This window comes from Amycolatopsis sp. NPDC004378 (assembly GCF_053602455.1).
Genome location: NZ_JBSGDR010000024.1, coordinates 16887 through 43277, shown reverse-complemented (window position 1 = coordinate 43277; position 26391 = coordinate 16887). Strand labels below are relative to the sequence as shown.

Genomic DNA, 26391 nt, shown 5'->3' with positions numbered 1-26391 from the left:
ACGCGGGTCCGGGTCGGGTGGCCCGCTGGCCGCGTGGCGGCCGAGGTACCGGCCCTGTTCGACCCGTTCCACCGGCGAGCCCGCGTGGCGGCCGAGGGCGCGCGGGGCCGGGGTGGTCGATCGTCCGCTCGGTGGCCCACGCACACGGCGGCGAGGTGGTGGCAGTACTGGTCACGCTGCCCGCGTGCGGACTCACGGGCAACGCTGCCGGCCGAGTGGGCAAGGACCTTCCGCTCAACGCGCGCGAATCGGGCGGTCGTCCTACTCTCCCGCGCTTTCGCCTCGCCGACCGCCGCCCGGCTCACCCGCGTGGCGCGTTTCTTCCCACCAATATCGGATATTACGGCGCTTTTCGCCCGCTCGAGCGCGCCAACCGACCTTCGCGTCTTGACTTCATCAATGGTCTAGTCCAATAGTTTGTCCACCCTCGAACCCCACCGGGAGGACAGATCATGCGCAGAAGCAGACTGGCCGCCATCGGGCTCGCCGCCGCCACTTTCGCCGCCACCGCCGTGAGCCTCGTGCTCGGCGCGCCCTCGGCGACGGCGGCGTTGAGCAACAACTGGTACGCCGCGGCGCCCTACCTGATGCCCCAGAGCAACAATCCACCGGACCCGGTGACGGTGATGAACGCGACCGGGCTCAAGGCGTTCCAGCTGGCCTTCATCCTGGCGCCGAACGGCGGCGGGTGCAGCCCGACCTGGGACGGCACCGACCCGGTCTCCTCCGACACCACCGTCGCGAACGCGATCTCGAAGATCCGCGGCGCGGGCGGCGACATCTCGGTGTCCGTCGGCGGGTACGGCGGCACGAAGCTCGGCCAGACCTGCGGGACCGTGGCCGCGACCGCCGCCGCGTACCAGCAGGTCGTCACGAAGTACGGGCTCAAGGCGATCGACTTCGACCTCGAAGAGCCGGAATACGAAAACACCGCGGCCATCGCGAACGAGCTGGGCGCGGCGAAGACGTTGCAGGCCGACAACCCCGGCCTGTTCGTGTCGGTCACCATGCCGGGCACCGCGGCCGGCACCGGCTGGTTCGGCACGCAGCTGCTCGACCAGGCGAAGTCGATCGGCTTCACGCCCAACAACTTCTCGATCATGCCGTTCGACGGCGGCTTCAACGGCGGTTCGTCCCAGGTGTCCGCTCTGGAGGCGTTCCACGGCCTGCTGACGTCGCACCTGGGCTGGGACAGCGCGACCGCGTACTCGCACGAGGGCTTCTCGGGCATGAACGGCAAGTCGGACGCGGCGGAGATGTTCTACACGGCGGACTTCCAGACCGTCTACGACTACGCCACCAGCCACGGCCTCGGCCGCTTCACGTTCTGGTCGGTCAACCGCGACCGCGCCTGCGTCGGGACGACCGACAACGGCGTCTGCAGCAACGTCCCGCAGAACGACTGGGACTTCACGAAGTTCAGCGTCCGGTTCGCCGGCGCGACGCCGCCGCAGACGACCCCGACCGCGACGACGACCCCGACCACCCCGGGCGGCGGCTCCTGCACCGCGGCGGAGTGGGACCGGACGAAGGTCTACGTCAAGGACGACGTCGTCTCCCACAACAGCCACAAGTGGACGGCCAAGTGGTGGACGCAGGGCGAAGAGCCCGGCACCACCGGCGAATGGGGCGTCTGGGTCGACAACGGCGCCTGCTGAGTACGTGGGGGCCGCTCCGGCGGCCCCCACGCCTCCGTCAGAACTCCAGATGGGTGTTCTCGCGCTGGACCAGCGGGGTCAGGGCGGGCACCTCGACGACGTGCCGCCCGGCCCGGCGCAGCAGCTCGGTGCCCTGGGCGTCGACGAAGACCGGCGGCTCGCGCCACGCGAACACGACCCGCGGGATCCCGGCGTCGAGGATCAGCTCGGTGCAGCTGCGCGGGTGGGAGCTGCGGTTGCTGCACGGTTCCAGCGAGCTGTACATCGTCGCGCCGGCCAGACGCGGGTCGCCGGCGCACTTGGCGAGCGCGGCTTCCTCGGCGTGGTTGAGCGGATCACCCTCGCCGGAGTGGCCGGTGGCGATGACCGCGCCGTCGGCGTCGGTGATGACGGCCCCGACCCGGAAGGTGTGGCTCGGCGGGCATTCGGCGGCGAGCGCCGTGGCTTCCTTCAGCCGCTGGACATCCCGGCCGGTCGGTTCGTCGGCGGCGCGGTATTCGAGGATCGCCATGCCCTGCAGCTCTTTCGCGCTGACCAGGGTGAGCGGCCGCGGGTAGAGGCCCGGCCCGACGAACCGCGGCGCGTCCGGCTGCCCGACGAAGAACGGCGCGATCGCCAGCCGCAGCTCGTCGGCGAGGCCTTCGGTGAGGAACCGGGTGTGGATCCCGCCGCCGCCCTCGACCAGCAGCTTCTCGATGCCGCGCGCGCCCAGGTCGTCGAGCACGCGCCCGAAGTCCGGCGGATTCCCGGCGTCGACGACGGTGGCGAGATGCTTGAGCCCGGCTGCGGCGCCGGCCGGGGCGTAGACGATCTTTTCGGTTTCCCCGGCGGTGAAGAACTGCGCGTCCGGGTCGAGACCACGGGTGGTGACGGTGACCTTGACGGGTTGTTCCGGCTTTCCCCGTTCGCGACGCTGTCGCCGCAGCTCCGGCGAGCGCACGAGCAGCCGCGGGTTGTCGGCCCGCACGGTCCCGGCCCCGACGAAGATCGCGTCGGCCTCGGCGCGCAACCGGTCGACGACCGCGAAATCGTCCTCAGTGGACAGTACGAGCCGCGCGGGCGAGGTGTCGTCGAGGAATCCGTCGAGCGACTGCGCGGCGGACAGCAGGACGTGCGGCCGGGTGATCACGCGGACCAGTATGCCGTAACGCCTTCGATGATCCCCGCGTCTCACGACGTATCCCCCGTCGAGCCCTTCCCCCGGAGCTGCCGAAGATGACCACGCGAGGCTGGTACAAGGAACGGACACTCACCACGGTCGACACGGTCGGCCGCGAGGTGTCGGTGACGACCGGGCTCACCCGCGACCCGGAGGGCCGCCTGGTGGCGGCAATCGCCATCAGCGACGGCCCGACGGCGATCTACCGCTACGCAGGCCAATCGGACGACCGCACGGAGCTGGTGACGAACACCACGGAGACGGTCAAGGAACTCCGCCGGCTCGCGGCCATGGGCCCCACGATCTAGCCCCGCCCGCGGCGCCCCCGCCGCCCGGCGGCGATGCGTTTGGTCCCGGCACGCGTGTTTGCACGATGGTGAGGTAGCGCGCGGGCGCGCCCCTGGCTGCCGGGTGCCCGCCGGGCCGTGTGGTCACCGGGCCCGGTGCCGCCGGGCTGGTTGGCGCCGGGCCGGGCGGCCGCAGGCCAGGCGGCGCCAGGCCGAGTGGCGCCGAGCGGGGCGCCCGCGGGCCAAGTGGCGCCAGGCCGACTGGTCGCCGAACCCGGTGGCGCCGGACCGGGTTGCGGAGTTCCGGGTGCCCGCGCGCCGGGCCGCACCGGGCCGACTGGTCGCCGACCCCGGGTAGCGCCGGGCTGGTTGGTGCCGGGCCGGGTTGCGCCGAGCCGGGTGGCTGCGGGCCGGGTGGCCGGGTTCCGCCCGGTCGGGCGGCCGCCGGGCCGGTCGGCGTCGTGCTCCTGCGGTCGGGCGGGGCTTGTCGGGTCAGGCGGGCAGGACTGCGTACTGGCGGACGTACAGGTCCGTGTACGTCACCGGGCCTCGTGGGCCGGGGACCTTGTCCAGGTTGATGCCCGTTTCCGGGACCGCGAGGAGCTTGAAGCCGTCGAGGAGGCGGGTGGGGGCGTTCCAGAAGACGCCCGTGCCCGTGTAGCCGTCGAAGAAGGCGTCGGCCGCCGAGGGGTCTTCGGTGGTGATGCCCGCTGCCAGGCCCGAGGTCTGCTCGTTGGCGATCCCGACCGCGTCGGCGAGGGCGCCGACCTTGGCGACCGTGACCGTCGCCTCGTGGTCGGAGTCCAGGGCCCACTCGTAGCCGATCGCGTGCTCGTGCGGCGCCAGCGACGGTGTCACACCCCGCTCGGCCAGCGCTTCCTCGATGCCGGGCCAGACGGCGTCGTGGATGTCCTCGTGGATGAGCAGCAGGTTCAGGCGGTTGCAGACACCCAGCCGGTCGAGGCTCGCGTACACCAGGTCACGCGCCTTCGTGACGTCCGCGCCCCGGTCGACGTACAGGACGCCGCCGCCGTCGGCGTGGGCGAGCGTGCGCACGCCGTGGACCGCTGCCTCGGTGGCCAGCGCCCGGGTGCTGTCGCCACTGCCGCGCAGGATCACCAGCGGGACGAGGTTCGGCAGCCGCACCAGCGCGGACGCCGCCTCGCGCTCCACGCGCGGCACCAGCTGGACGCAGTCCGCGTCGATGCCGGCATCCGTCAGCGCCGGGGCGATGACGACTTCGCGCAGCCGCTGCGCCGAGCCGAGCGCGGCCGAACCGGTGCGCAGCACGCCGGCGTTGCGCGACTTCACCAGCTGCGACGCCACGTCGACCGTCACGTTCGGCCGCGCTTCGTAGTTCGCGCCGATGACGCCGACCGGGCGTCGCCGCTCGACCAGCCGCAGCCCGCCGTCCAGGGTGGACACCTCGACCGAGCGCTCCTGGTGCGGGGCGCCCGCGAGCAGCCGCAGCTGCTCGGCCATGCCGGTGAGCCGCTCCGGGGTGATGGTGAGCCGGTCGAGCAGACCGGCGCTCATCCCCTCGGCCTTCGCGCGCTCGACGTCGGCCTGGTTCGCCTCGAGGATCTCGTCGCGGTGCGCGAGCAGCCGCTCGGCCATCCCGGTCAGCGCGGCGTCGACGGACTCCGCACTCGCGGCGGCGAGCGACGGCGCGGCCAGCTTCGCCGCCCGCGCGCACTCCTCCACGGCCTTGGCGACCTCGTCCATCGTCCGTCTCCCTCCGCGTGACCAGCGAGAGACCAGTCTGCCGCATGGGCCCGGCTAGGTGGCCACGGGCTCCAGCAGCCACAACCCGCCGGCGATCAGGCAGCTGACCGTCGCCACGCCGAACACCAGCACCCACAGCACCGGCGGCACCGCGGTGAGCCGGCCCAGCTGGTCGGCGTCGGAGTCGCGCGCCCGCCCCTGCCGCCGCTTGACCTGCAGCTCGAGGACCGGCCGCACACCGCCGAACAGCAGGAACCACGTCACCAGGTAGCTGAACGGGGCCTGCACCTCGACCGGCGCCACGAACGCGACCAGCGCGAGCACGACGGCACTGGCGACCACGGTGAACACCCCGTAGGCGTTGCGCACCATCACCAGCACGCCGAGCAGCAGCAGCGCGATCAGCACGAGGACCGTGCCCACCAGGTCGTTGCCCAGCAGGCTGGCGAACAGCAGCCCCAGCACGGACGGCGCCATATAGCCCGCCAGCGCGGTGAAGGCCATGCCCGGCCCTTCGGGCTTGCCGCGCGAGACGGTGACGCCCGAGGTGTCCGAGTGCAGCTTGATGCCCTGCAGCCGCCGGCCGACCAGCACGGCGGCCAGCGCGTGCCCGGCCTCGTGCACGATGGTGATGCCGTTGCGCGCCGTCCGCCACGGTGTCCCGCCGACGAGCACGACCAGCAGCGCCACACCACCGGCGACCAGCGTGATCACCGCCGGCGTCTGGGCCTGTTCGAGCAGCGAACCGGCCGTCGAGGGGTCGGTGGCGGCCGTGTGCCAGGCCGGCAGGGTGCTACCGGCCGGTCCGCCGAGGGCGAGTTGAACGGGCGAGCTCACCCGGACACCTCACCACAGGCGATATCTGGCTACGGTGAGTCCCCACCGCTCGTCGTTTCCCGGCTTCCGGTATCGGAGCGGCAGCGCCCCGCACGAGTGGCGCCGCGCCGGCCGTGATCGACGACGGGGCGAGGTCAGGTCATCGCGACTCCCTCAGCCGGGCTTCGCCTTCGACGCGGAAGAGGAACGACACCCAGCTCCGGAACGGGGCCCATGCGTCCGCGATCTCCGCCAGCTCCGTGACGTCCGCGCCCGGTAAGTGGTAGGCCGCGCGCATGATCTCGTGCAGGCGGCTCTCGCCGCGGGGGAAGACGTCCGGGTGGCCCGCGCCGCGGATCAGGATCAGCTCGGCGCTGAACCGGCCCACGCCGGGCAACCGTTGCAGCTGTTTCAGGGCTTCGTCTGCCGGTATCGCGCGCAACGTCGCCGCGTCGAGCAGGCCCTCGGCGGCCGCTTCGGCGATCGCTCGCAGGCGCTGCAGCTTCTGGGCCGGGGCGCCGGGCAGGTACTCCAGCTCCGCCAGCCTCGCGGGTGCCGGGAACGACAGCAGCGGAACCCCGTCGACGTCGACCTCGGTGCCGTAGCGCTCCGTGAGACCGCGCCGCAGCCGCACCGCCTGAGACATCCAGATCCGGTGGCTCAGGACCGCCCAGCACGCCGCCTCGTACGGTGACGCGAAGAGGACCGGCCGCAGCCCCGGGTGCAAGTCCCGCAGCATCGCCACGACCGGGTCGCGCTCGCCGGTTCCCGGGAACTCCGTGCCGTCGACGTCGAGCGAGCACATCCGCCGCACCTGCGCCACGACGGCCTCGACGTGCGAGGCCGGGCCGTGCACTTCGACGGCGACCTCCCCGGGCGATCTCTGCCGCAGCACCGCGCCCACCGGCGTCCACGTGCCCTCGAGCGGGAATGCCACCCGGAGCGCCTCCGGCTCGGCCGCCGGCTGCCCGGCCGGCGCGAAGCCGGTCAAGAACCGCGACGCCGCTGTCAGGTCGAACTCCCCGCGCACCGTGATTTCGCTGCCCAGCAGGGAAACAGTCATCTGTCCTCCTCGGATCGGAACCTTGTCTCCGACGCTAGGCAGGACCACCGACAATTCCGGGCCTCGAACGCTTGATCCCGCGCATTGTTCACCCGATCAGGTGGCCCAGATTTGGCATACTGCCGGTATCCGAACGAGAGGAGTGCCCTGTGCCGACCACCACGGCCACCGAACGCCTGAAGAGCCTGCTGGAGACCCCCGCGCGGGCCGACCAGGGCTTCCTCGACCTGCTGGGTACCGCGAACCAGGCCGGCCCGCCGACAGGCCTCGCCCAGCGGCTGATGCGCACACCCCTGCTCGCGCAGGTCTACGAGCAGTACTGGCGCCCTGCCCTCGGCCGCGCGGTCAAGGGCCCGTTCGGGCCGAGCATGGCGGGCGAAGTCCGGCTCGCCACGAAGCTCCTCGAACTCGGTCCCGGGCAGACCGTGCTCGACGTCGCCTGCGGTACCGGCCGGTTCACCCGCGCGTTCGGCGCGGCCGTCGGCCCGGGCGGGCTCGCCATCGGCCTCGACGGCGCGCGCACGATGCTCGGCAAAGCCGTCGCGGAAGGCGGCCCGGACAGCGTCGCCTACCTGCGCGCGGACGCCGTCCGCCTCCCGCTCAAGGAGTCCACAGTGGATGGACTCTGCTGCTTCGCCGCCCTGCACATGTTCGCCGAGCCGGAAACCGCGCTGGACTCCTTCGCGCGCGTGGTGAAGCCCGGCGGCCGGATCGTCCTGCTCACGAGCGCCCGGCGCGGCTGGCAGCCCGCGCGGCTGGCCGAGTCGGCCGGCGGGATCCTGAGCGGGCAGCGGATGTTCGACCGCGGCGAGATCGCGGCCGCCCTGCGTGCCCGCGGCTTCACCGGGATCACCGAGCGGTACGCCGGCGTCACGCAGATCGTGGCGGGCCGGCTGAGCTGAGCGCCGCGGATTGTCGGAGCCTGCGGTTAGCATCGGCGCCATGACCCACCACGAGCCCGTCCCGCCCGACGACAGCTACCTGCGTTCCCTGGTCGAGGCCACGGCCGACGCCGTCGCGGCCGCCGAACCGCTGTCCTCGCCGCACGCCGGCGCGGACGAGGCGACGCGGGCCGAAGTGACCGCCGCGGTCGAGCGCAGTTCACCCGATCTGGTGGCGTTGAGCCAAGATCTGCACGCCCACCCCGAGGAGGGATTCGCCGAGCACCGGTCGGTGCGAGCCTTGGCGGACCTGCTGGAGCGCCACGGCCACGAAGCGACCGTCGGCCTCGGCGGGCTCGACACCGCGCTGCGCGTGAGCACACCGGAGCGGGACGGCCCGCACATCGCCGTCCTCGCCGAGTACGACGCCTTGCCCGGCCTCGGTCACGCGTGCGGCCACAACGTCATCTGCACCACCGCGGCCGGCGGCTTCCTCGGCGCCGCGACCGTCGCCGGACGGCTGGGCGGCCGGGTCAGCCTGATCGGCACGCCGGCCGAGGAAGGCGGTGGCGGCAAGGAGATCCTCGCCCGCGCCGGTGTGTTCGACGACGTCGACGCGGTGATCATGCTGCACCCGTTCAGCCACGACATCGCACTGCACCCGTTCCTCGGGCGCCGTCAGCTGGAAATGGTGTTCCACGGCGTCGGCGCGCACGCGAGCGCGCAGCCGTTCATGGGCCGCAACGCGCTCGACGCCGCGGTGGCGGCGTACCAGGGCGTTTCCGCGCTGCGCCAGCAACTCCCGCAGAGCGACCGCGTCCACGGCGTGTTCACCGACGGCGGCGCCCGGCCGAACGTCATCCCGGCGCGTGCGGCACTGTTGTTCTACCTCCGGTCGCAGAGCCCGGAGACCCTGCGCGACCTCGCCGCCCGCATGACGTCGATCGCGGAAGGCGCGGCGGCGATGACCGGCTGCGGCGTCGAGCTGATCTGGGACGCCCAGGCCGCGTACCTGCCGATCCGGTTCAACACCGCGCTCGCCGGGCGGTGGACGGCCAACCAGCTGGGCACCGGCCGGAAGCCGCTGCCGCCGGGCATCGTGCCGGAGTCGCTGACCGGCTCCACCGACCTCGGCAACCTCTCCTACCGGATGCCCGCGCTGCACCCGATGCTCGCCGTCTCGGGCCCGACGGTCGCGTTGCACACCAAGGAGTTCGCGGCCGCGGCTGGATCGTCCACGGGGGACGCGGGAGTCCGCGACGGCGCGCTCGGCCTGGCCCTGACCGCCGCCGACTACCTCGGCGACGCGGAGCTGCGGAAGGCGGTGCACGACGAGTTCGAAGCGGCGGGAGGAGCGTTGGACGTACCGAGCTTCTTCGCCTGATGCCTGAGGAATGCCTGAGATTTCTCAGCTGATTCTTCTCAGCAAAGCCTGAGGTGTTTCCACAGGTTGTTCACAAGCACGGGCGCGAATCTTGGGTCATGACCGAGAACGAGAGTCGGCCCGGCCCCGCCTCACCCGGTGGGCACCAGCCGCACCAGAGCACCCAGCAGTACGGGCCGTACGCGCAGTACGCCTACCAGCAGCAGGCGGCGCCGAACCCTCTCTTCACCCAGCAGCCGCCGCCCCAGCAGGCGCCGACGGCGCTGAAGACCAAGCCGCGCAAGGGCGGCCGCGTCGCGATGATCGTCAGCGCGACCGCCCTCGGCGCCGCGCTCGTCGGCGGCGTCGGCGGTGCCGCGATCGTCGGGCTCACCACGAACTCGGCGGACGGCGCCACGACGTCGGTGAGCTCGCCGGCGGCGAGCGGGCAGACGGTCTCGAACTCGACCACCTCCGGTGACGTCAGCGGCGTCGCGGCGAAGGTGACGCCGAGCGTCGTCCAGATCAACGTGACCACCGACCAGGGCGAGGCGATCGGCTCCGGCGTCATCCTCACCTCGAACGGCCGGATCCTGACCAACGCGCACGTCGTCGACGGCGCCCGGAACGTCGTCATCACGACCTCCGACGGCAAGAAGTACCAGGCCAGTGTGGTCGGCGCGGACTCCAAGGCGGACATCGCGGTGGTCCAGGCACAGAACGCCGGCGGCTTGACGGCGGCGACGCTGGGCGACTCGAGCAAGCTCGTCGTCGGCCAGCAGGTGATCGCGATCGGCTCGCCGGGCGGGCTGCAGAACACCGTCACTACCGGCATCGTCAGCGCGCTCAACCGGAACCTGTCCGACATCGGCGAGGGACAGCAGCAACAGCAGTCGCCGTTCAGCCGCACGTCGAACCAGTCCGAGAGCTCGCCCAGCTACACCGCGATCCAGACGGACGCCTCGATCAACCAGGGCAACTCCGGCGGCGCGCTGGTCGACGCCCAGGGCGCCGTGATCGGCATCAACTCGGCCCTCTACAGCCCGACCGCGTCGGCCAACGGTTCGGCGGGCAGCGTCGGGATCGGCTTCGCCATCCCGATCAACGACGCCAAGAAGATCGTCGACCAGATCGTGAACAACTAGGACGCGGACGGGCCGTGTCGGGGCGGCCCGTTCACCCCGCTTCGGGGAGCGGGAACGGCGAAGGCCGTTTCGAGAGTCAATCGGGGGCTCTCGAAACGGCCTTCGCGCCGTTCACAGGTCGTAGGTCAGGACCAGCGTGTGGTTCTGCTCCGCGTCCATCTCGATGCGAGCGGTGCCGGAGATCCCGGTCAGCTCGCCCGAACCGGAGCCGGTGACGATCTTCAGCGTCAGGCCGGAGTCGTCCGCCGAGTGGTGCAGGACGAACGCGCCCTTGCGGCCCTCGACCGAGACGCTGAGCCGCTCGAAGCCGACGTACGCGCGCGAAGTCGCGTTGGACGCCGTCAGCATCTCGACGGTGCTGGTCCCCTCGACCGCCCCGGTGAACGTCTTGGCGATCGCCACCCGGGCGAACTCGGTGCCCGCGGCCTCGTCGGTCGCCTGCGGCTCCCACTGGTCGAGGACGAACGACGCGGTGGCGGTGCTGGTCATGGCGGTCCTCTCTTCGGTGTGGGCACCAGCTTCGCAGCGATACCTGACAGGTTGCGTCAGGTTTTGTCAGCGCCTCCGGTTGCCGAAGAGCCCGCGCGTGATCTCCCGGCCGAGCGCGCTCGCCGCGGACCGCATGAACGACTTCACGGCCGGGTTCTTCATCGCCGACTCGATGAAACCGGGGTCGTCCTTCGCCTTCTCCGGCGCGGGAGCCTGCGCGGGTGGAGCGCCGGGTTCCGGAGCGGGCGCGACCTTCGCGGCCAGCTTTTCGTAGGCGGACTCCCGGTCGATCGTTTCGGCGTACTTCGCGTGCAGGTCCGACGAAGCGACCGCGGCGGCGACGGCCTCAGCACCGATCGAGCCCATCTTCGACCGCGGCGCCCGCAGCCGCGTCCACGCGACGGGCGTCGGCGCGCCCCGCTCGGACAGCACCGTGACGATCGCTTCGCCGATGCCCAGCGACGTCAACGCCGTGTCGAGCTCGTAGTACTTCGTCTTCGGGTAGGTCTTGACCGTCTTGGCCAGGGCCGCCTGGTCGTCCGGCGTGAACGCGCGCAACGCGTGCTGGATCCGGGCGCCGAGCTGCGAGAGCACGTTGTTCGGGATGTCCGTGGGCAGCTGCGTGCAGAAGAACACGCCGACGCCCTTCGAGCGGATCAGCTTCACGGTCTGCTCGATGCGCTCCAGGAACGCCTTCGACGCGTCGTTGAACAGCAGGTGGGCTTCGTCGAAGAAGAAGACCAGCTTCGGCTTGTCGAGGTCGCCCTCCTCGGGCAGCTCCTCGAACAGCTCGGCCAGCAGCCACATCAGGAACGTCGAGAACAACGCCGGCTTCGACTGCAGGTTGTCCAGCTCCAGCAGCGTGACGACACCCTTGCCGTCGTTCTGGCGCATCAGGTCGTGGACGTCCAGCTCGGGCTCGCCGAAGAAGTCCTCACCTCCCTGGGCTTCCAGGTTCGACAGCGAGCGCAGGATCACCCCGGCCGTCGCGGCCGAGACGCCGCCGATGCCCTTGAGGTCCTCCTTGCCCTCGTCGCTGGTCAGGTGCGTGATCACCGACCGGAGGTCCTTCGTGTCCAGCAACGCGAGGCCGCGCTGGTCGGCCCAGTGGAAGATCAGGCCGAGCGTCGACTCCTGCGTCTCGTTCAGCCCGAGCACCTTCGACAGCAGCACCGGGCCGAAGCTCGTGATCGTCGCCCGGATCGGCGAGCCCTTGCCGCCGGTGCCCAGCGACAGGAACTGCACCGGGAACGCCGTCCCGGCCCAGTCGTCGCCCAGCTCCTGCGCGCGCTTCGCGACCTTGTCGTTCGGCTCCCCGGCCGCGGCCAAGCCGGACAGGTCGCCCTTCACGTCCGCGAGCACCACCGGCACCCCGGCGGCCGAAAGCTGCTCGGCGACCAGCTGCAACGTCTTCGTCTTGCCCGTCCCGGTCGCGCCCGCGACCAGGCCGTGCCGGTTCAGGGTCGCCAACGGCAGGCGCACGGCCGCGGCGGCGTCCGTCTGCCCGTCGATCACGACCGCGCCCAGCTCCAGCGCGGCACCCTCACTCGCATAACCAGCGGCGATCTCGCTCGCCGGCGACCCCTGCTCGGTCACTCGCAGCTCCCCGATCGTGTGTCCTGGACCACACCCGGAGCGTAACGCGCCGTACGCGCAGGTAACGCCCCTCTTATCCCCGTGTCGGGTTAGGGTCACCAGGTGACCGACCGCCTAGTCTGGATCGACTGCGAGATGACGGGGCTCGACCTCGGCAAGGAAGCGTTGATCGAAATCGCCGCCCTCGTCACCGACGCGGAGCTGAACGTGCTCGGCGAAGGAGTCGACATCGTCATCCACGCGGACGAGGAAAAACTCGCCGGGATGCCCGAAGTCGTCCGCGAGATGCACGCCCACTCCGGCCTCACCGAAGAGGTCCGCGCCTCCACCGTGACGCTCGAAGAGGCCGAACGCCGCGTCCTCGACTACATCCGCGAGCACGTCCCCGAGTCGGGCACCGCGCCGCTCGCCGGCAACTCCATCGCCACCGACCGCGGCTTCATCGCCCGCGACATGCCGGCCCTCGACGCCCACCTGCACTACCGCATGGTCGACGTCTCCTCCGTCAAGGAGCTCGTCCGCCGCTGGTACCCGCGGATCTACTACGCCAAGCCGGAGAAGGGCCTCGCCCACCGCGCGCTCGCCGACATCAAGGAGTCGATCGGCGAACTCGACTACTACCGGCGCGTCGCCTTCGTCCCGCAGCCCGGGCCGACCAGCGACGAAGCCAAGGCGGCGGCCGCCGAGGTCCGGCAGAGGTAACCCCCTGCAACCCTGGCGAGGGCACCCGCTACGATTACAGCCATCGAGGTGATCGCACGCGGTTCCCTCGCTGATGGTGGGCGTAGCTCAGCTGGTAGAGCACCTGGTTGTGGTCCAGGAGGTCGCGGGTTCGAAACCCGTCGCTCACCCCATCACCCCAGTTCGGTTCCTTGGTCCGAGCTGGGGTTTTTTGTGCGCCATCGGTGGTAACGCTCACGACCGGATGGCTCAGCGTGCGAGCGGCCGATCGCGGGTGCACCGTGGATCGGTGGCACGTTCAGGACCGAAGCTCAGGCGGAAGAAGAAACTGCGGTACGAGGACATCACCGTCGTCGACCGGTCGTTGCTCAAGCGGGCCGTGGGGGCCGCCGCGCTGGGCAACGCCATGGAGTGGTTCGACTTCGGCGTCTACGCCTATATCGCCGACACCATCTCCGAGGTGTTCTTCCCCGCCAGCGTGTCGCCCGGCATCCGGCTGATCGGGACCTTCGGCGCGTTCACCGCCGCCTTCCTGATGCGCCCGCTGGGCGGCCTCGTCTTCGGGCCCCTGGGTGACCGGATCGGGCGGCAGAAGGTCCTCGCCGTCACGATGATCATGATGGCCATCGGGACCCTGTGCATCGGGCTGATCCCGTCCTACTCCTCCATCGGCGTCTGGTCGCCGATCCTGCTGGTGCTCGCCCGGATGGTGCAGGGCTTCTCCACCGGCGGCGAGTACGGCGGCGCCACCACGTTCATCGCCGAGTACTCGCCGGACAAGCGGCGCGGGTTCATGGGGTCGTGGCTCGAGTTCGGGACGCTGTCCGGGTACGTGCTCGGCGCGTCGGTCGTCACCGGCATGAAGGCCTGGGTGCCGCACGAGACGCTGCTCGACTGGGGCTGGCGGATCCCGTTCCTCGTCGCCGGGCCGCTCGGCATCATCGGCCTCTACCTGCGGCTCAAGCTCGAGGAGACCCCGGCGTTCCAGAAGCACGCCGAAGAGGCCGAGAAGCGCGGCCGCTCCGGCGAGCCGTTCTGGAAGATGTTCACCGAGTACTGGCCCGCGCTGCTCATCTGCGTCGGCCTGGTGCTCGTGTTCAACGTCACCGACTACATGCTGCTGTCGTACATGCCGACGTACCTGTCCGAGCAGCTGCACCTCGACGCCACCCACGGCCTGCTGCTGATCATCGTCGTGATGGTCGTGATGATGCTGATCATCCTCGTCGGCGGGCGGATCACCGACAAGGTCGGCCGCAAGCCGGTCATGATGGCCGGCTGCATCGGGTACGTCGTGCTCTCCTGGCCGCTGATGCTGCTGGTGCACGACGGCGGGCTCGTCCTCACCTTCCTCGGGTTGATGGGCCTCGGCCTGCTGCTGCTCTGCTTCGAGGTGTCGATGCCCGCGGCCCTGCCGGCGCTCTTCCCGACGGCGATCCGCTACGGCGCGCTGTCGATCGCGTTCAACATTTCGGTGTCGCTGTTCGGCGGCACGACGCCGCTGGTGATGCAGGCGCTGATCTCCTCGACCAAGCACGACTTCTGGCCGGCCTGGTACCTGATGGCCGCGGGCGCGGTCGGCGCCGTCGCCGTGTACTTCAGCCGGGAGACGGCGAACAAGCCGCTCTGGGGCTCGGGGCCGGCAGTCGGCAGCGAGGCCGAGGCCCGGGCACTGGTGCGCGAGTCGGCGCAGGACTAAGCCGCTTCGAGCAGCAGCTCGGTCAGCTCGGCGGGCATGGTGATCATGCAGTCGTGCCCGGTCGGCAGCTCCCGCACGGGCTCGCCGGCCGGGACGGGCCGCCGGGCGATCCCCGACGGCGGCCCGCCGACGCAGTGGATGTGCGTGCGCGGGATCGCCTTCGCCGCGGGGTTCGTCAGCCGGACCGGTTCCGTGAGGCACCGCACCGGCTGGTCCGACAACATCGAGCGCAACCAGGCGACGTCGTCGGGATCCGTGACGCCGAACAGGCCCATCGGCGGCACCCGCCACCCGTCGACGGCGGCGTCGACGAGCTGTTTCGTCATCGGGATGACGTCGGCCGCGGTCTCGCCGTCTTCGGGGACCATGGCGTCGAGGAACACCAGGCGGGCGATCCGCTCGGGGACGCGGTCGGCGGCGCCCGAGATGACCAGCCCCGCGTAGCTGTGGCCGACGAGCACCACGTCGTGCTCGCCTTCGAGCAGGCGGACGACGTCGTCGACGTGGGTGCCGAGCCCGACCTCGGGGCTCAGCAGGTGGGCCTTTTCGCCGTAGCCGGTCAGCGACGGCGCGAGCACGCGGTGCCCGGCCGACTCCAGCAGCGGGACCACGCGGTCCCAGCAGCGTCCGGCGTGCCATGCACCGTGTACCAGCAGGAAAGTGGACATGGAACGATCGTGATCACCCGGAGCTCACCGGGCAATACGGCACTGTTTTGTGCCCCGGTTCCCCGGAGGTAACCGTGGAGGACCCGTGCAAGGCCCGTGAAGTCCTCGGGATCGTCGGGGACAAGTGGGCGCTGCTGGTCGTGCGCATGCTCAAGGACGGGCCGCGGCGCTTCACCGAGCTCAAGCGGTCCATCGACGGCATCAGCCAGCGCATGCTCACCGCGACCCTGCGCGACCTCGAGCGCGACGGGATCCTGACGCGGACGGTCGTGGCCGTCATGCCCCCGCACGTCAGCTACGAGCTGACGCCGATGGGCCGGACGCTGCGGGAGGCGACCGCGCCGCTGCTCGCGTGGAGCATCGAGCACCTGCCGTTGATCGACGCCGCCCGCGAGGCCTACGACGAGCGTTAGTTCGCGGGCGTCTTCCACTCGTCCCAGGACAGCTGCCAGTAGCTCCAGCCGTCGGTGGGCTCGAGCTTCGGGCCACCGCTGTTCCGCACGGTGACGATGTCGCCCTTCTTGGACGTGTCCATCAGCCACTTCGTGTTCTCGGTGGACAGGTTGAGGCAGCCGTGGCTGACGTTGCTGCGCCCCTGCTGCCGCACCGACCACGGCGCGGAGTGGTAGAAGATGCCGCTGTAGGACAGCCGCACCGCGTACTGGACGAACGTGCTGTAGCCGCCGGGCGAGTCCTCGGGGACGCCGTAGGTGGCGGAATTCATCGTGTAGCCGTTGTGCTCCTGCATCACCGTGTACGTGCCGGCGGGCGTCGTGTGCCCCGGCTTGCCCATGGAGGTCGGCATGGTCCTGACCTCCTTGTCGTTGACCGAGACGGTCATCTGGTGGGTCTGGCCGTCGGCGACCGCGACGAGCTTGTCGCCGATCGTCCCGGTGAGCGTCCTGTCCTCACGGCCGTAGCTGCCCTTGCCGAGCGGCTTCCCGTAGACGGCGGCGTCGACCTTCAGCTTCGTGCCGGTCTTCCAGTAGTCCTTCGGCCGCCAGACGACCTGCTTGTCACCGAACCAGCGGAACGCCCCTTCGGTGGCCGGCTCGGCGGTGACCTTGAGCGCCTTCTCGGCGGCGGCCTTGTCGGCGACGTTCCCGCTGAAGGTGAAGACCAGCGGCATCCCGACGCCGACGGTCTCGCCGTCCTCGAGGTTCACCGAGACGCTGAGCTGCCGCGCGGGCTTGACGGTGGAGAAGCTCGACTCGGCGGTGACGGGCTTGCCATCGCCGCCGGTCGCGGTCGCCGTCAGCGTGTAGGTCTTGTTGTAACCGAGCGGCTCGGCGGAGTCCCACCCGGAGCCGTCGGCGCGAGCCTTCCCTGCAACAACCTTGCCATCGGCGCCGGTCAGCTTGACGTCCCCGACCTTCCCGTCGGCGACGGAGACACTGACGGGCTCCCCGGGCGCGACGTCCTTCGCATCCTTCGCGGGCGTCAGCGTGAGCGCGGCCGGCTTCGGCGCGCTGCTGCTGCTCCTTGACGAAGGCACCGGTTCACCCGAAGGGCTACTGCTGCACCCGGCCACCGTGAGGCCGATCACCCCGGCGGCCACCAGAAGCCGCACCCCCATACCGGTCATGCCCACCTGCCTGATTCGCCGTCGATGTCCGACTACAGTGTGCCCGACCAGCCCCGACACCGGGGCGCCGCCACCGGAACCCGCTTAGGGGACCCCCGTGAAACGGGCCCTGAACCGGGTGCTAATCTTTTCCACGTCGCCGAGGGAAACCTCCGGCAGACACCGGCGCCATTAGCTCAATTGGCAGAGCAGCTGGCTCTTAACCAGCGGGTTCGGGGTTCGAGTCCCTGATGGCGCACACCCACTCCCCAGGTTGAAGATCTCTTCAACCTGGGGTTTTGTGGTATCCGGAACCTTTTCGTCCACTTGTGCACTGTCCACTGTGGTCTCCTGCGAGCCCGAGGGGAGCCCGAGAGCGCAAGCCGGGTGCATCGCCTTCCGCGGAATCGCTCCGGCCAGCTTCTTCGCCGCGTCGGCAGCCACTTCCTCGGCGACGTTCGTGTAGAGATCCATCGTCACCTTGATCGACGAGTGCCGGAGCATGTGCTGGATCACCTTCATGTCCACTCCCGCGCTCAACGCCAAGGTGGCCGCACCGTGACGGAGACCGTGCAGCGTGATCGGAGGCAAGCTGGCCAGCTTGATCAGCCGGGCGAACTCGTCCGCGACGTCAGCCGGGTGCAGCGGGCTGCCGTCCGGCTCGGTGAAGAACAGATCACTCTCGACCCAGTCCTCGCCCAGACGCGCCTTAGCCTCGTCCTGACGAGCCTTGTGCGCGACCATGACCAGGACGGTGTCCGGGTCGAGGGCGACGATCCCCTCCGACGACGGGGTCTTGGGCTTGCACTGCCCGGTCTCCCACCCGTACTGCACGATCTGATTGGCCACCTCGATGCACGCGACGTCCAGATATGTGTCCGAGCGCCGCTGACCGCACGCCTCACCGCGCCGCAGCCCCGTGTAGGCGATCAGGTGGTACAGCGCGTAGAGCGGATGATGGACGATGGAGTCCAGGAACTGCCCCGTCTGCTCGGCCGTCCACACCATCACCGGGAAGGGGACCTCGCCGGTCCGCCGCCACTTCGCGACCCGCTCCGGCGTCCACAGCTTCGGCTTCGGCCGCACCGCCGGCGGTAGCTCGACCAGCTTCGCGACGTTGTGCGTCAGCAGCCCCTGGTCCACGAACGGCCGCAGGACCGCCCGCAACGTTTCCTTGATCCGGTGCAGCGACGCCGGCCCGACCGGACGCTGCCACTTCACCGCCGCGACCTTCCTCGGATCGCCACTGGCCCGGTACTCCGCGATCTGCTCGTTGCGCTCCACGATCGCCTCGAACATCGCATCCAAGTGCCCCACCCGAAGCCGATCGCGACGGACCTTCCCGAGGTGCGGCCGCAGATAGAGCCGGACGTGCGACTCGTACGAGCGATACATGTTCCGGCTCACCGTGCGCCTCTTCCGCGCCAAGAACTCGTCGAACACCTTGTCCATCAACGGGTGCTCCAGCACCTGCGCCCCGGCCCGGACGAGACGACGCACGCTCTCCGTCTCGGGTAACGGTTGCTTCTGCGAGATCAGGACCGCGAGCAAGTCTCCGATCTTGCCCAGAGTCTCGAGATCGTCCTCTTCGGCGATCCCGAGCAGGTCTCGCACTCGCTGCAGCCCCTTCTCGGCTTCAGCCGCGCTCTCGTAACCGCCGCGGCGCCGCGGCCGGCGGTTGCCCTGCGCGTCCTTGGGCAACTCGATCCGGAAGTACCACTGCCCATGCCGCTTGTTCGCCAGCTTCGGGCATGCCTCGCCAAGCGACTTCCTGTTCACGTCCCGACAGGAACACCGCCGGTACACCGACCCATCGGCCACCGAAGACCGCTCCCCTCGTTCGTCAAGCACCCACCAGGGGCTTTCTCCACGCCCGATGCTCGCGCTGCGACCACCACTCGGGGAAGCCCGAGCCCGGGAAAGATCACCGGATCAGGTGGCGAGCCCGAGCACCCGCAACAGCCCGACCGTCGGCACTCGATACGCCCCGCCGACCCGAAGGACAGGGCAAGGAAAAGAGCCACCCCGGGCAAGGGCGTAGGCCGTGGTCCGCTTGATGCTCAACGCCCGAGCAGCGGTCATCAGGTCCACGACCGCCGGCAGCGTGGCCACCTCGGCGAGCGTCATCGCTTGCCCCACCTCCAGAGTCATGCGCTCAGTCCCAACCGGTGCAGCGCGAGCTCGTGGCAGGCCGGGTTGAGGTCGATCCCGATGAACCGGCAGCGGTGCTCCAGCGCGGCGATACCCGTTGTCCCGCTGCCGGAGAACGGGTCGAGCACCGTCCCACCTGGATCGCAGCCCAGACGCACGCAGCGCCGCGCGATCTCCAACGTCCCCTTTGCCGGGTGTGTCGCCCGGCCACGATCCGACGAGACGCTCCAGATCACCGTCTCGCGAGTCTCGACCGGCTCTCGGGTCAGGACAAAGATGTTCTCGTAGCAGTGCGAGAACCGGTCTCGCACGCTCTCGGGCCGGGCGTTCGGCTTGTGCCAGATGATCTCGCGCTCCAGCCACCAGTCCCGGACCAGCAACGCCAGGACCACCCGCCACGGCACGCCGACGAGATCCTTCGGCCGGTGGGCCGTCTGCGGCGGGCGCTGCGTCCCGTACCGGGTGCGGCCACGCTCGGCCGCAGTGCGGGCCGTAGAGCCATCGGCGACATAGTGGCCCCACGAACCGCCGTAGCTGTCCCCCAGGTTCAGCCACGCGGTGCCACCTGGAGCAAGCACCTCAGCAAGCTCGTCGAACACCTCCACGAGCCGGGACACGTACCCCTCGACCTCCCGCTCCTCGCCAAGCTGCCCGGCGACCCGGTAGTCACGTAAACCCCAATACGGCGGAGACGTCACGACGCAATCCACCGAGCGCTCGGGAAGCTGCCGCACGAGGCCCGCAGCATCGCCGTGCCGGAGGACCACCCGTCCGTCGTCGTAGACCATCACGCCGTCCTCGCAGCGCTCGGGTCGCGCTCGAGGAGCTCGACGACGCAACCGCCGACCGGACGCGCAGCTGTGACAAAGCGATCGACGATGCTGTCCACCCCGGAATGGATTACGTCACCGGGGTTCCTGCCGTACTTTCGCCGGACGGCGGCAATATCAAAGTGGTAATACGGCCGCGCGACAAGCATGAATCCAAGTGCGTTCGATGAATCGCCGGCCACTGCCGGACCGATCAGCGCATTCCGGACGGTCCATCCTTGTCCCTGCAACGCGGCGGCGACCCGCCAACGCAGCGGAGCAAGGCCACCGTGCCGCCACTGTCGATCTCCCAAGACCAACAGAGTCGCCGCCGCCGGGGTAACAACTCGGCGCAACGCCGCCCATACCCGGCAAATACCGGCAACGATGTCCGTCGACGCCTGTCGGGGGTCGGGCCGCGCGACCACGCAGTCCACCGTGTGGTCGGCCATCGTCGTCAACAGGGTCAGCGCATCCGTCACGGACCGATCAAAACCATTCGGCAGCAAGTCAACCTCCGCGTCACGAGTTGACACGAGACACGGCGATGAACAACGGGTTTGATGCCGCCGAAGACCCACAGGGCAACGTCCGGCGTTCGCGGCGGGAGGCGGTAACGCAGTCACGGGGATCTCCGGCAAGAGGGACCAGGTCAACGATGCGGGCGCACCTGGCCCAGGAAAGAAATTCTGGTGGAACAGGACCGCGCCGGACGCCACGAGCACCTCCCGCAGCAGCACCGCGACCGCACCAGCTAATAGCTTGTCTCATGTGGTGAGTTTGCGGAGTTTCTTGTAGCAGGTGAGGGCTGCGCCGAGGACGAGGAAGGCGAGGAAGTGTTCGTCTTTGCGTTCGTAGCGCAACGTGCGGCGCCGGTATCCGGTGAACCAGGCCATCGTTCGCTCGATCACCCAGCGGTGTTTGCCGAGCTTGTCCTTGGATTCGATGCCTTTGCGGGCGATGCGGACCTTGATGCCGCGGTCGCGGACCCAGCGCCGCAGGCTTGGCTGGTCGTAGGCCTTGTCGGCGTGCAGCTTGGTCGGCTTGCGCCGCCGCCGCGGGCCACGACGGGAGCGGATCGCCGGGATCGCCGTCACCAGCGGCTTGAGCGCGGCCGAGTCGTGCGTGTTGGCGGCGGAGACCGCGACGGTGAGCGGCAGCCCGGTGCGGTCGGACAGGGCGTGGATCTTCGAGCCGGGTTTGCCTCGGTCGACCGGGCTGGGACCGGTCATGGATCCCCCTTTTTTCGCCCGTATGCAGGCGCCGTCCACGATTGCGCGGCTCCAATCGATGAGACCCTGGCCGCCGAGTTCGTCCAAGAGCGCGTGGTGCAGCCGTCGCCATAGCCCGGCTTTGGTCCACTGACTGAAGCGGCGATGCGCAGTCTGGAACGGCACACCGAACGACGGCGGCAGGTCTCGCCATGCGCAGCCGCTGGTCAGCAAGTACACGATCGCGGTGAACACCGCACGAGCGTCTACCGGGGCAGTGCCACCACCCTGCGGACGCGGCTCGAACACCGGGATCAACGGCTCCGCCAGCGCCCACAGCTCATCCGGCACCAACCGCAACGACAACCGATCAACCACACCCGAGATCATCGCTCACCAGCGACCGATCACCACTTAAGACACGCTCTAACTCGAAGTAGCCGCCGATCACACATTCTGCATTCGCCAATCTTTTACACAGTGGCGAGCCAGTTCGTTCACTACTAGAGCCGGTAACCATCGAAGGAATGTTTGAACCATTGAAACCCGGAATCAGCAGTCTCCGACACATCCGGATTAACTCAAAGGGTCGGAAAATGACGTTCGACTGACGGCCCGATCCGGACAAACGGCGTCAATCTGCTCCATTCGGGTGATCTCGATCCGGTCGGCGCAATAGGGGCACCATGAGCCTCAAGACGTACTAGAGTTGAAAAATCAACGACCTCTTGGTCATCGCTCGCTGCATGTGCACCTGCACTGCCGAATGCGAGTGCGTGATCAGACCGGAAGGTGGACGGCGGACGATGGCGAACCTCACCGCGACAGTGGAACTGCCGGCACGCTGGCAACGAGCCGTCACAGAAGTGCTGGCCGAGCTTGCCGGTGCCGCGCTCGACGTGTCCGGCATCAACGGCGCCGGCATGACCGGCGTCTTCCATCAGCTCGTCAAGGGCGCGCACGACTGCGCCGGCTCCACCTCCGCCGCCCTGCCCCTGTGCGTACCGCAACCGGGCTGGTTGCGGATCGCCGCAGCATCCGGTGACGGTGCGGATTGGATCGGCAGACTGATCCCACTCAAGGGGTCGGTGTCGGCGTTGACACGCACACAGGGCGAGGCCATTCGGGTTGCCGACACTGCTTCGGACCCGCGCACCGTCCAGTCGGCCCGCACGGCAAGCATCGGGCCGAGCATGGTCGTGCCCCTCTATACCGACACCGGCGAATGGGACGGCACCCTCCTCGCCGGGCGGCCGCCGGGCGCCGACAGCTTCACCGAGGCCGATCTGACTTTCTTCACCGAGTATGCCACCCAGTCGTGGCAGGCCATCACGGCCGCGACGACGACCGCGACCCGGGCCGCGAACCGGCACGCCGCAGTCCGCGACCAGCTCACCTCCGTTCTGCACGAGGTCAGCGCGCACGACCTCGCAGCAGTGCAGGCCGCCACCGAACAACTCCACGCCCAACTGCCACCGCAACACTGGCCGCAACTCGCCCCTCTCAGCACCGCGATCAGCGAAACCCGCGAACACGTGGTCGACGCTCTCCGCACCGACGACGCACCCGGTGACGCAGAAACCGGCCCACTGCTCACCCACCTGCTGCACACTTGCATGGCCGTGGCCTCACCCCTCGAACTGGCCCAGCAGATCACCGTCCACGACCCCTTACCCAGCGGACTGCCCACCACGACCGTCGCCCTGATCGGCCGCTAGCTCGCCATCGCCCTGCTCATCGCCGACCGCCTCGGCCACACCCGCGCGGTCGACATCGCCACCCGCACCACCACCGAACAGCAACTCGCGCTCACCGTCAGCTACCGCGGCTTGGCACCGACTCCCGAGGACGACCCAGCCACGCTCACCGCCTTGCACACCGTCACCGACGAACTCGGCGGCATCCACCGCATCGACACCCCCGCCACTCGGACAGTCAGGCTGACGTGGATCTCGGACCCCCTGCGCTGATCGCCCTCCATCCTCAAGCCCGGCGCAGCTCGTTTCTTCACCTGGTCATCGCCGAGAGGGACCCGATATCGCGACAGGGACTGAGATCGATCTTTTCGCCGATGCCGGACGCACACTGCACGGTCGCGGCCGACAGGACGGAATTGGCGCACGCCATCATTGCATCCCCGGTCGATGTTCTCGTGTTGCTCAGCAGTGTCGATGTCGACGGCAAGCTGGTACGGGAATCGTTGGCACAGAGACCCGATCTCGGCGTTCTGGTCATCGTGGAAAGAACAAGCCGACAGCGCTGGTACCTGGAAATGCAACACGCTGCCGGAGTTCGCGGCTTGATCGCCGACGACAGCCCGTTCGTCGTGTTCCACCAAGCCGTCGAGCACATCGGGAGGCAAGGTGAATTTCTCGACCCGAGACTGCAGCCGCTGCTGCACCGCCGCGGCCGCAGCGGCCACGGCCTGCTCACCGCACGTCAGCGGGAGGTACTGGTCCTTGTCGCGGAGGGCTGCACGAACGCCGAGATCGCCACGGCGCTGTTCGTAAGCATCGAGACCGTACGCACCCACGTGCGCCATATTCTCCATCGACTCAGTGCCCATGATCGCGTTCACGCAGTCACCCGAGCGTTCCGTCTCCGCATCCTCAGCGCCTCGCCACCGGGTTCGGCGTTGTGGGGCTCGAACAACGATCGCTCGCCGTTCGCCGCAACTGGTTCGGTCTCGGGCCGAACGAACCCGCTTCGCGGCGGCGGCGACGCCATCGATCAGGCGGAATCACTTCCCTGAGCCGCGAGAAAATTACGCCATTTCCATCCATGGTTAGATGGCCTAGAATGTAGGTAATCTAGATTCTTCCCCCGATGTTCATTGTGGGTGCCTGACATGGAACGGCTTGCCGAGCAACTGCGAGCAGTGATCGTGGCCACCGACGCCTACCGCCGGGCGATGGCGTCGGCCATCGGCGTGGGCGTTCCCGAGGCTGCAGTACTGGGTGAACTGCTGCACCAGGGACGGTTACCGCCCACCGCGCTGGTCAAACGTTTGGGCATCGCCTCGGCCAGCGTGACCGCGCTCCTCGATCGCCTGGAACTCGCGGGACTTAGCCGCCGTGAACGCCATCCGACCGATCGGCGCAGTGTGCTGGTGGTTCTGACCCCGGCCGGGCGCGCCGCCATCGAAGCCATGTTCGCTGTCTTCAGCGAAGACGTGTACTCATCCGTCGAGCAAGCGAAGCCGGAACACATCCGAGAGTTCACCCTCGTCCTGGCCAATATCGCGCGGACCCTACACGACTGGGCCGGGCAACCTGCTGCGATCGCCGATGCGCTCAACGTATGGACCGCGAGTCGCCGGACGGCGGAACCGTGACCGCTTCGTGGGCGCGTTCCCGGAATCTGGCCCGTCTGCGCGGGGCGCGGCTATGGATAAGGGCCGCTCCCGCTGTCGGTCATGATCGGCAGCTCGTGAATCTCAGCGATCACCGGCAAGGTCAAGACGCGGTGCACACTCCCACGCGGGGCAACCAGCACGGCGGTGATTGCGTCCCGGTACCGGCACAGGACTCGGATACCGACAGCACTGCACACGGTCGCCGCACGCAAATCGATCACGAGGCCAGCCGCTGCGGCGCTCGAGCGCCGCAGCGCGGCATCGAGCTCGCCGACGGTACTGACATCGATCTCGCCCCGAACCGTGAGCCATGCCGGGCGTTCATGATCGTTGAAGAGGCAGGTAATGAGCTCGGCCGGACTGGCCGCCGCCGCGGGAATGTCATCGTGTGGCATGTCGCCTCCGTGGACTGGGCCAGCCGGGTTCTTTCCGCTACTTCGGCGGTTCACAGACTCCTGGACGCAAGCTCACCAGACGGCCAAGTGTTCACGACACTCAGAAAGCGAACCACATGCCCTGAAAAGCGAAGCGCGCGACATCCCGGGTCCGACACCGCGCCACGGCGCCGCAGGACTGATGAGTCGATGGCAGAGAGGAGTGTGTCGTGGCCGACATATTCGAGACCACGGATCCGGACGTCGCGAGCACCCTGTTCAATGACCTGTACTCCGCGATGCGCCTCAGTGTGCCCGGAACCCGGCACAGCCTGCGCATCGTCCAGCACCACGTGGACCAAATCCGGCTGGACCGGATGACCCTTCGCATGGACCTCGACGCGATCGCCGAACCATTGGGCGCCGTCGCCATCGCCCACGTCCGCAACGGGCACGTCCGCTACCAGCAAGGCCGCGACGAACACCTCTGGCGCCGCGGCGACGTCCTGCTCACCGTCCAACCCGACGCACCCTTCCATGCCACCCAACACGATCTCGACGTCGACTACGCCCTGATCCCACCCCAGCTCTTCGACCAGATCACCGGCGCCGAACACCCGCCGGTCCGGCTCCTGGCCCACCGCCCCTACTCGCCTACCGCCGGCCGCCGATGGTGGCGCACCTACGCCTTCGTCCACCACACCGTCGCCGACCCCGACACCCCACGCAACCCGCTGGTCACCGCCCAGTGCGCCCGGCTGCTCGCCGCGGCCACCCTCGCCGCCTTCCCCAACACCGCCATCATCGAGCCCACCGTCGCAGACCGCCGCGACGCCCACCCCGACACCCTGCGCCGAGGAGTCGCTTTCATCGAAGCCCACCCCCATCTTGACCTCACCGTCACTGACATCGCCGGCGCCGCATGCGTCACCGTCCGCGCGATCCAGCTTGCCTTCCGCCGCCACCTCGACACGACCCCCATGGCCTACCTGCGCCGCGTCCGTCTCGATCACGCGCACCATGACCTGCTCACCGCTACTCACAACGACACCGTCACCAGCATCGCCGCTCGCTGGGGCTTTCCTGGTGCCGGCAACTTCGCCGCCGCTTACCGCGCCGCATACGGACAGCCACCGTCGCGCACGCTCAACCGTTGAGCTGGTCATCGCGCAGGAGCCGTTTCCGGCACAGTTCAAACCTCGCCCGCGATCTCCGCCGGGCTCGCGATACAGCATTGTCATCCGGACCGGAAGGCCGACGCTCAGCCCCAGCGACGAGGCAGCCAGCGGGTTCGTGATGGCGAGAACAAATGCCTTCCGGCAGGGACCCGTGCAGCGCCTCCCGGACCGGGTGGCGCAGCTTGGCATCATCGGGCTCGTCGCTGCGGCGGAGAAGCCAGGTGGATAGTGTCGGTCAGAAGCCGAACGAGACCGACGTTGATCCGCCCGAGACCCGTCGGCCGCGGCAAGTATCGAGTGCCGAATCCGGAACGGCATCGTCTCGGCGCACGGCGGAAGCGGACGACCGGAAACGCCGGCAGTCGCAGACGGAAGATCACGCCGGGTCGTCGCCGCCCTCCGGCTTCGCAGCTGAGCCTTCCGACTGAATCTGCTGTTCAAGGCGACAATCCACCTGTACGCGGCGGCCCCGCGACGAGCCGGTCGATGAGGCCCCTTCTCGTCGGCAAGCGCTCGGCG

At 69.3% G+C, this 26391-nt stretch carries 25 protein-coding genes, 2 tRNA genes and 1 pseudogene; 14 read left to right on the top strand and 14 right to left on the bottom strand.

The window, feature by feature from the left end:
- Positions 1 to 452 precede the first annotated feature (452 nt).
- A complete protein-coding gene (locus tag ACWEN0_RS42015) occupies positions 453 to 1658 on the top strand; it encodes a chitinase (RefSeq protein ID WP_451986252.1) in 1206 nt (401 codons plus the stop codon).
- 37 nt (positions 1659 to 1695) lie between these two features.
- Here ACWEN0_RS42015 and ACWEN0_RS42010 read toward each other — a convergent pair whose 3' ends face one another.
- Positions 1696 to 2787, bottom strand: coding sequence for a dihydrofolate reductase family protein (locus ACWEN0_RS42010; protein WP_451986250.1), 1092 nt, complete (start codon positions 2785 to 2787; stop codon positions 1696 to 1698).
- Between the two features lie 86 nt (positions 2788 to 2873).
- Between ACWEN0_RS42010 and ACWEN0_RS42005 the strand changes: the two genes are divergently transcribed.
- A complete protein-coding gene (locus ACWEN0_RS42005; RefSeq protein ID WP_451986248.1) occupies positions 2874 to 3125 on the top strand; it encodes a hypothetical protein in 252 nt (83 codons plus the stop codon).
- Between the two features lie 471 nt (positions 3126 to 3596).
- Here ACWEN0_RS42005 and ACWEN0_RS42000 read toward each other — a convergent pair whose 3' ends face one another.
- From ACWEN0_RS42000 to ACWEN0_RS41990, 3 genes are all read right to left on the bottom strand, one after another.
- The gene (locus ACWEN0_RS42000; RefSeq protein WP_451986246.1) at positions 3597 to 4829 is read right to left on the bottom strand and encodes an aldehyde dehydrogenase family protein; all 1233 of its coding nucleotides are present in this window, start codon (positions 4827 to 4829) and stop codon (positions 3597 to 3599) included.
- Between the two features lie 54 nt (positions 4830 to 4883).
- Positions 4884 to 5666 carry a M50 family metallopeptidase gene (locus ACWEN0_RS41995; protein ID WP_451986244.1) on the bottom strand — a complete coding sequence of 261 codons (783 nt, stop codon included), beginning with the start codon at positions 5664 to 5666 and terminating at the stop codon, positions 4884 to 4886.
- Positions 5667 to 5805: 139 nt separating this feature from the next.
- Positions 5806 to 6708 carry a DNA-3-methyladenine glycosylase family protein gene (locus ACWEN0_RS41990; protein WP_451986242.1) on the bottom strand — a complete coding sequence of 301 codons (903 nt, stop codon included), beginning with the start codon at positions 6706 to 6708 and terminating at the stop codon, positions 5806 to 5808.
- A 149-nt stretch (positions 6709 to 6857) separates the two neighbouring features.
- On the opposite strand from ACWEN0_RS41990, the gene ACWEN0_RS41985 reads away from it, so the two are divergent.
- From ACWEN0_RS41985 to ACWEN0_RS41975, 3 genes are all read left to right on the top strand, one after another.
- Positions 6858 to 7610: a class I SAM-dependent methyltransferase gene (locus ACWEN0_RS41985; protein ID WP_451986240.1), complete on the top strand. Its 753-nt coding sequence runs from the start codon at positions 6858 to 6860 to the stop codon at positions 7608 to 7610.
- Positions 7611 to 7650: 40 nt separating this feature from the next.
- Positions 7651 to 8973: a M20 family metallopeptidase gene (locus ACWEN0_RS41980; protein ID WP_451986238.1), complete on the top strand. Its 1323-nt coding sequence runs from the start codon at positions 7651 to 7653 to the stop codon at positions 8971 to 8973.
- 98 nt (positions 8974 to 9071) lie between these two features.
- Positions 9072 to 10097 carry a S1C family serine protease gene (locus tag ACWEN0_RS41975; RefSeq protein ID WP_451986236.1) on the top strand — a complete coding sequence of 342 codons (1026 nt, stop codon included), beginning with the start codon at positions 9072 to 9074 and terminating at the stop codon, positions 10095 to 10097.
- Between the two features lie 111 nt (positions 10098 to 10208).
- On the opposite strand, the gene ACWEN0_RS41970 is transcribed toward ACWEN0_RS41975, so the two are convergent.
- Both ACWEN0_RS41970 and ACWEN0_RS41965 read right to left on the bottom strand, forming a co-directional pair.
- Positions 10209 to 10586: a DUF3224 domain-containing protein gene (locus ACWEN0_RS41970; protein WP_451986234.1), complete on the bottom strand. Its 378-nt coding sequence runs from the start codon at positions 10584 to 10586 to the stop codon at positions 10209 to 10211.
- A gap of 66 nt (positions 10587 to 10652) precedes the next feature.
- Positions 10653 to 12182: a helicase HerA-like domain-containing protein gene (locus ACWEN0_RS41965; RefSeq protein WP_451986232.1), complete on the bottom strand. Its 1530-nt coding sequence runs from the start codon at positions 12180 to 12182 to the stop codon at positions 10653 to 10655.
- Positions 12183 to 12284: 102 nt separating this feature from the next.
- On the opposite strand from ACWEN0_RS41965, the gene orn reads away from it, so the two are divergent.
- The 3 genes from orn to proP all read left to right on the top strand — a co-directional run bounded on the left by orn (position 12285) and on the right by proP (position 14562).
- Positions 12285 to 12884 (top strand): oligoribonuclease, encoded by a 600-nt coding sequence (gene orn, locus ACWEN0_RS41960; protein ID WP_451986230.1) that lies wholly within the window; start codon positions 12285 to 12287, stop codon positions 12882 to 12884.
- Between the two features lie 76 nt (positions 12885 to 12960).
- A tRNA-His gene (locus ACWEN0_RS41955) sits at positions 12961 to 13036 on the top strand.
- A 71-nt stretch (positions 13037 to 13107) separates the two neighbouring features.
- On the top strand, positions 13108 to 14562 hold the full coding sequence (gene proP / locus ACWEN0_RS41950; RefSeq protein WP_451986228.1) for a glycine betaine/L-proline transporter ProP: 1455 nt from the start codon (positions 13108 to 13110) through the stop codon (positions 14560 to 14562).
- Here proP and ACWEN0_RS41945 read toward each other — a convergent pair.
- Positions 14559 to 15230: an alpha/beta fold hydrolase gene (locus ACWEN0_RS41945; RefSeq protein WP_451986226.1), complete on the bottom strand. Its 672-nt coding sequence runs from the start codon at positions 15228 to 15230 to the stop codon at positions 14559 to 14561. The two genes, proP and ACWEN0_RS41945, sit on opposite strands and share 4 nt — an antisense overlap.
- Before the next feature lie 74 nt (positions 15231 to 15304).
- Between ACWEN0_RS41945 and ACWEN0_RS41940 the strand changes: the two genes are divergently transcribed.
- Complete coding sequence (locus tag ACWEN0_RS41940; protein ID WP_451986224.1) at positions 15305 to 15643, top strand: winged helix-turn-helix transcriptional regulator; 339 nt, start codon at positions 15305 to 15307, stop codon at positions 15641 to 15643.
- Here ACWEN0_RS41940 and ACWEN0_RS41935 read toward each other — a convergent pair.
- Positions 15640 to 16815, bottom strand: a complete 1176-nt coding sequence (locus ACWEN0_RS41935; RefSeq protein ID WP_451986222.1) for a L,D-transpeptidase — start codon at positions 16813 to 16815, stop codon at positions 15640 to 15642. The genes ACWEN0_RS41940 and ACWEN0_RS41935 overlap by 4 nt on opposite strands.
- 165 nt (positions 16816 to 16980) lie before the next feature.
- On the opposite strand from ACWEN0_RS41935, the gene ACWEN0_RS41930 reads away from it, so the two are divergent.
- Positions 16981 to 17053 (top strand) — tRNA-Lys (locus ACWEN0_RS41930).
- A gap of 248 nt (positions 17054 to 17301) precedes the next feature.
- Here the strand turns inward: ACWEN0_RS41930 and ACWEN0_RS41925 are convergent.
- From ACWEN0_RS41925 to ACWEN0_RS41905, 5 genes and pseudogenes are all read right to left on the bottom strand, one after another.
- Positions 17302 to 17802 (bottom strand): annotated as a pseudogene (locus tag ACWEN0_RS41925) (site-specific integrase); the annotation flags it as partial.
- Between the two features lie 924 nt (positions 17803 to 18726).
- Complete coding sequence (locus tag ACWEN0_RS41920) at positions 18727 to 18945, bottom strand: DNA-binding protein (protein ID WP_451986220.1); 219 nt, start codon at positions 18943 to 18945, stop codon at positions 18727 to 18729.
- Entirely contained in the window at positions 18942 to 19733 is a 792-nt protein-coding gene (locus ACWEN0_RS41915) for a DNA-methyltransferase (RefSeq protein WP_451986218.1), read from the bottom strand. Before ACWEN0_RS41915 ends, ACWEN0_RS41920 begins: the two co-directional genes overlap by 4 nt.
- A complete protein-coding gene (locus tag ACWEN0_RS41910; protein WP_451986216.1) occupies positions 19733 to 20236 on the bottom strand; it encodes a hypothetical protein in 504 nt (167 codons plus the stop codon). Before ACWEN0_RS41910 ends, ACWEN0_RS41915 begins: the two co-directional genes overlap by 1 nt.
- Positions 20237 to 20521: 285 nt before the next feature.
- Entirely contained in the window at positions 20522 to 21343 is an 822-nt protein-coding gene (locus ACWEN0_RS41905; protein ID WP_451986332.1) for an IS5 family transposase, read from the bottom strand.
- Positions 21344 to 21771: 428 nt separating this feature from the next.
- On the opposite strand from ACWEN0_RS41905, the gene ACWEN0_RS41900 reads away from it, so the two are divergent.
- The 3 genes from ACWEN0_RS41900 to ACWEN0_RS41890 all read left to right on the top strand — a co-directional run bounded on the left by ACWEN0_RS41900 (position 21772) and on the right by ACWEN0_RS41890 (position 24299).
- Positions 21772 to 22683, top strand: a complete 912-nt coding sequence (locus tag ACWEN0_RS41900; RefSeq protein ID WP_451986214.1) for a GAF domain-containing protein — start codon at positions 21772 to 21774, stop codon at positions 22681 to 22683.
- A 227-nt stretch (positions 22684 to 22910) separates the two neighbouring features.
- Positions 22911 to 23717: a response regulator transcription factor gene (locus tag ACWEN0_RS41895; protein WP_451986212.1), complete on the top strand. Its 807-nt coding sequence runs from the start codon at positions 22911 to 22913 to the stop codon at positions 23715 to 23717.
- A gap of 96 nt (positions 23718 to 23813) precedes the next feature.
- The gene (locus ACWEN0_RS41890) at positions 23814 to 24299 is read left to right on the top strand and encodes a MarR family winged helix-turn-helix transcriptional regulator (protein ID WP_451986210.1); all 486 of its coding nucleotides are present in this window, start codon (positions 23814 to 23816) and stop codon (positions 24297 to 24299) included.
- A gap of 50 nt (positions 24300 to 24349) precedes the next feature.
- Here ACWEN0_RS41890 and ACWEN0_RS41885 read toward each other — a convergent pair whose 3' ends face one another.
- Entirely contained in the window at positions 24350 to 24715 is a 366-nt protein-coding gene (locus ACWEN0_RS41885) for an STAS domain-containing protein (RefSeq protein ID WP_451986208.1), read from the bottom strand.
- A 209-nt stretch (positions 24716 to 24924) separates the two neighbouring features.
- Between ACWEN0_RS41885 and ACWEN0_RS41880 the strand changes: the two genes are divergently transcribed.
- The gene (locus tag ACWEN0_RS41880; RefSeq protein WP_451986206.1) at positions 24925 to 25851 is read left to right on the top strand and encodes a helix-turn-helix transcriptional regulator; all 927 of its coding nucleotides are present in this window, start codon (positions 24925 to 24927) and stop codon (positions 25849 to 25851) included.
- Positions 25852 to 26391: the final 540 nt, after the last annotated feature.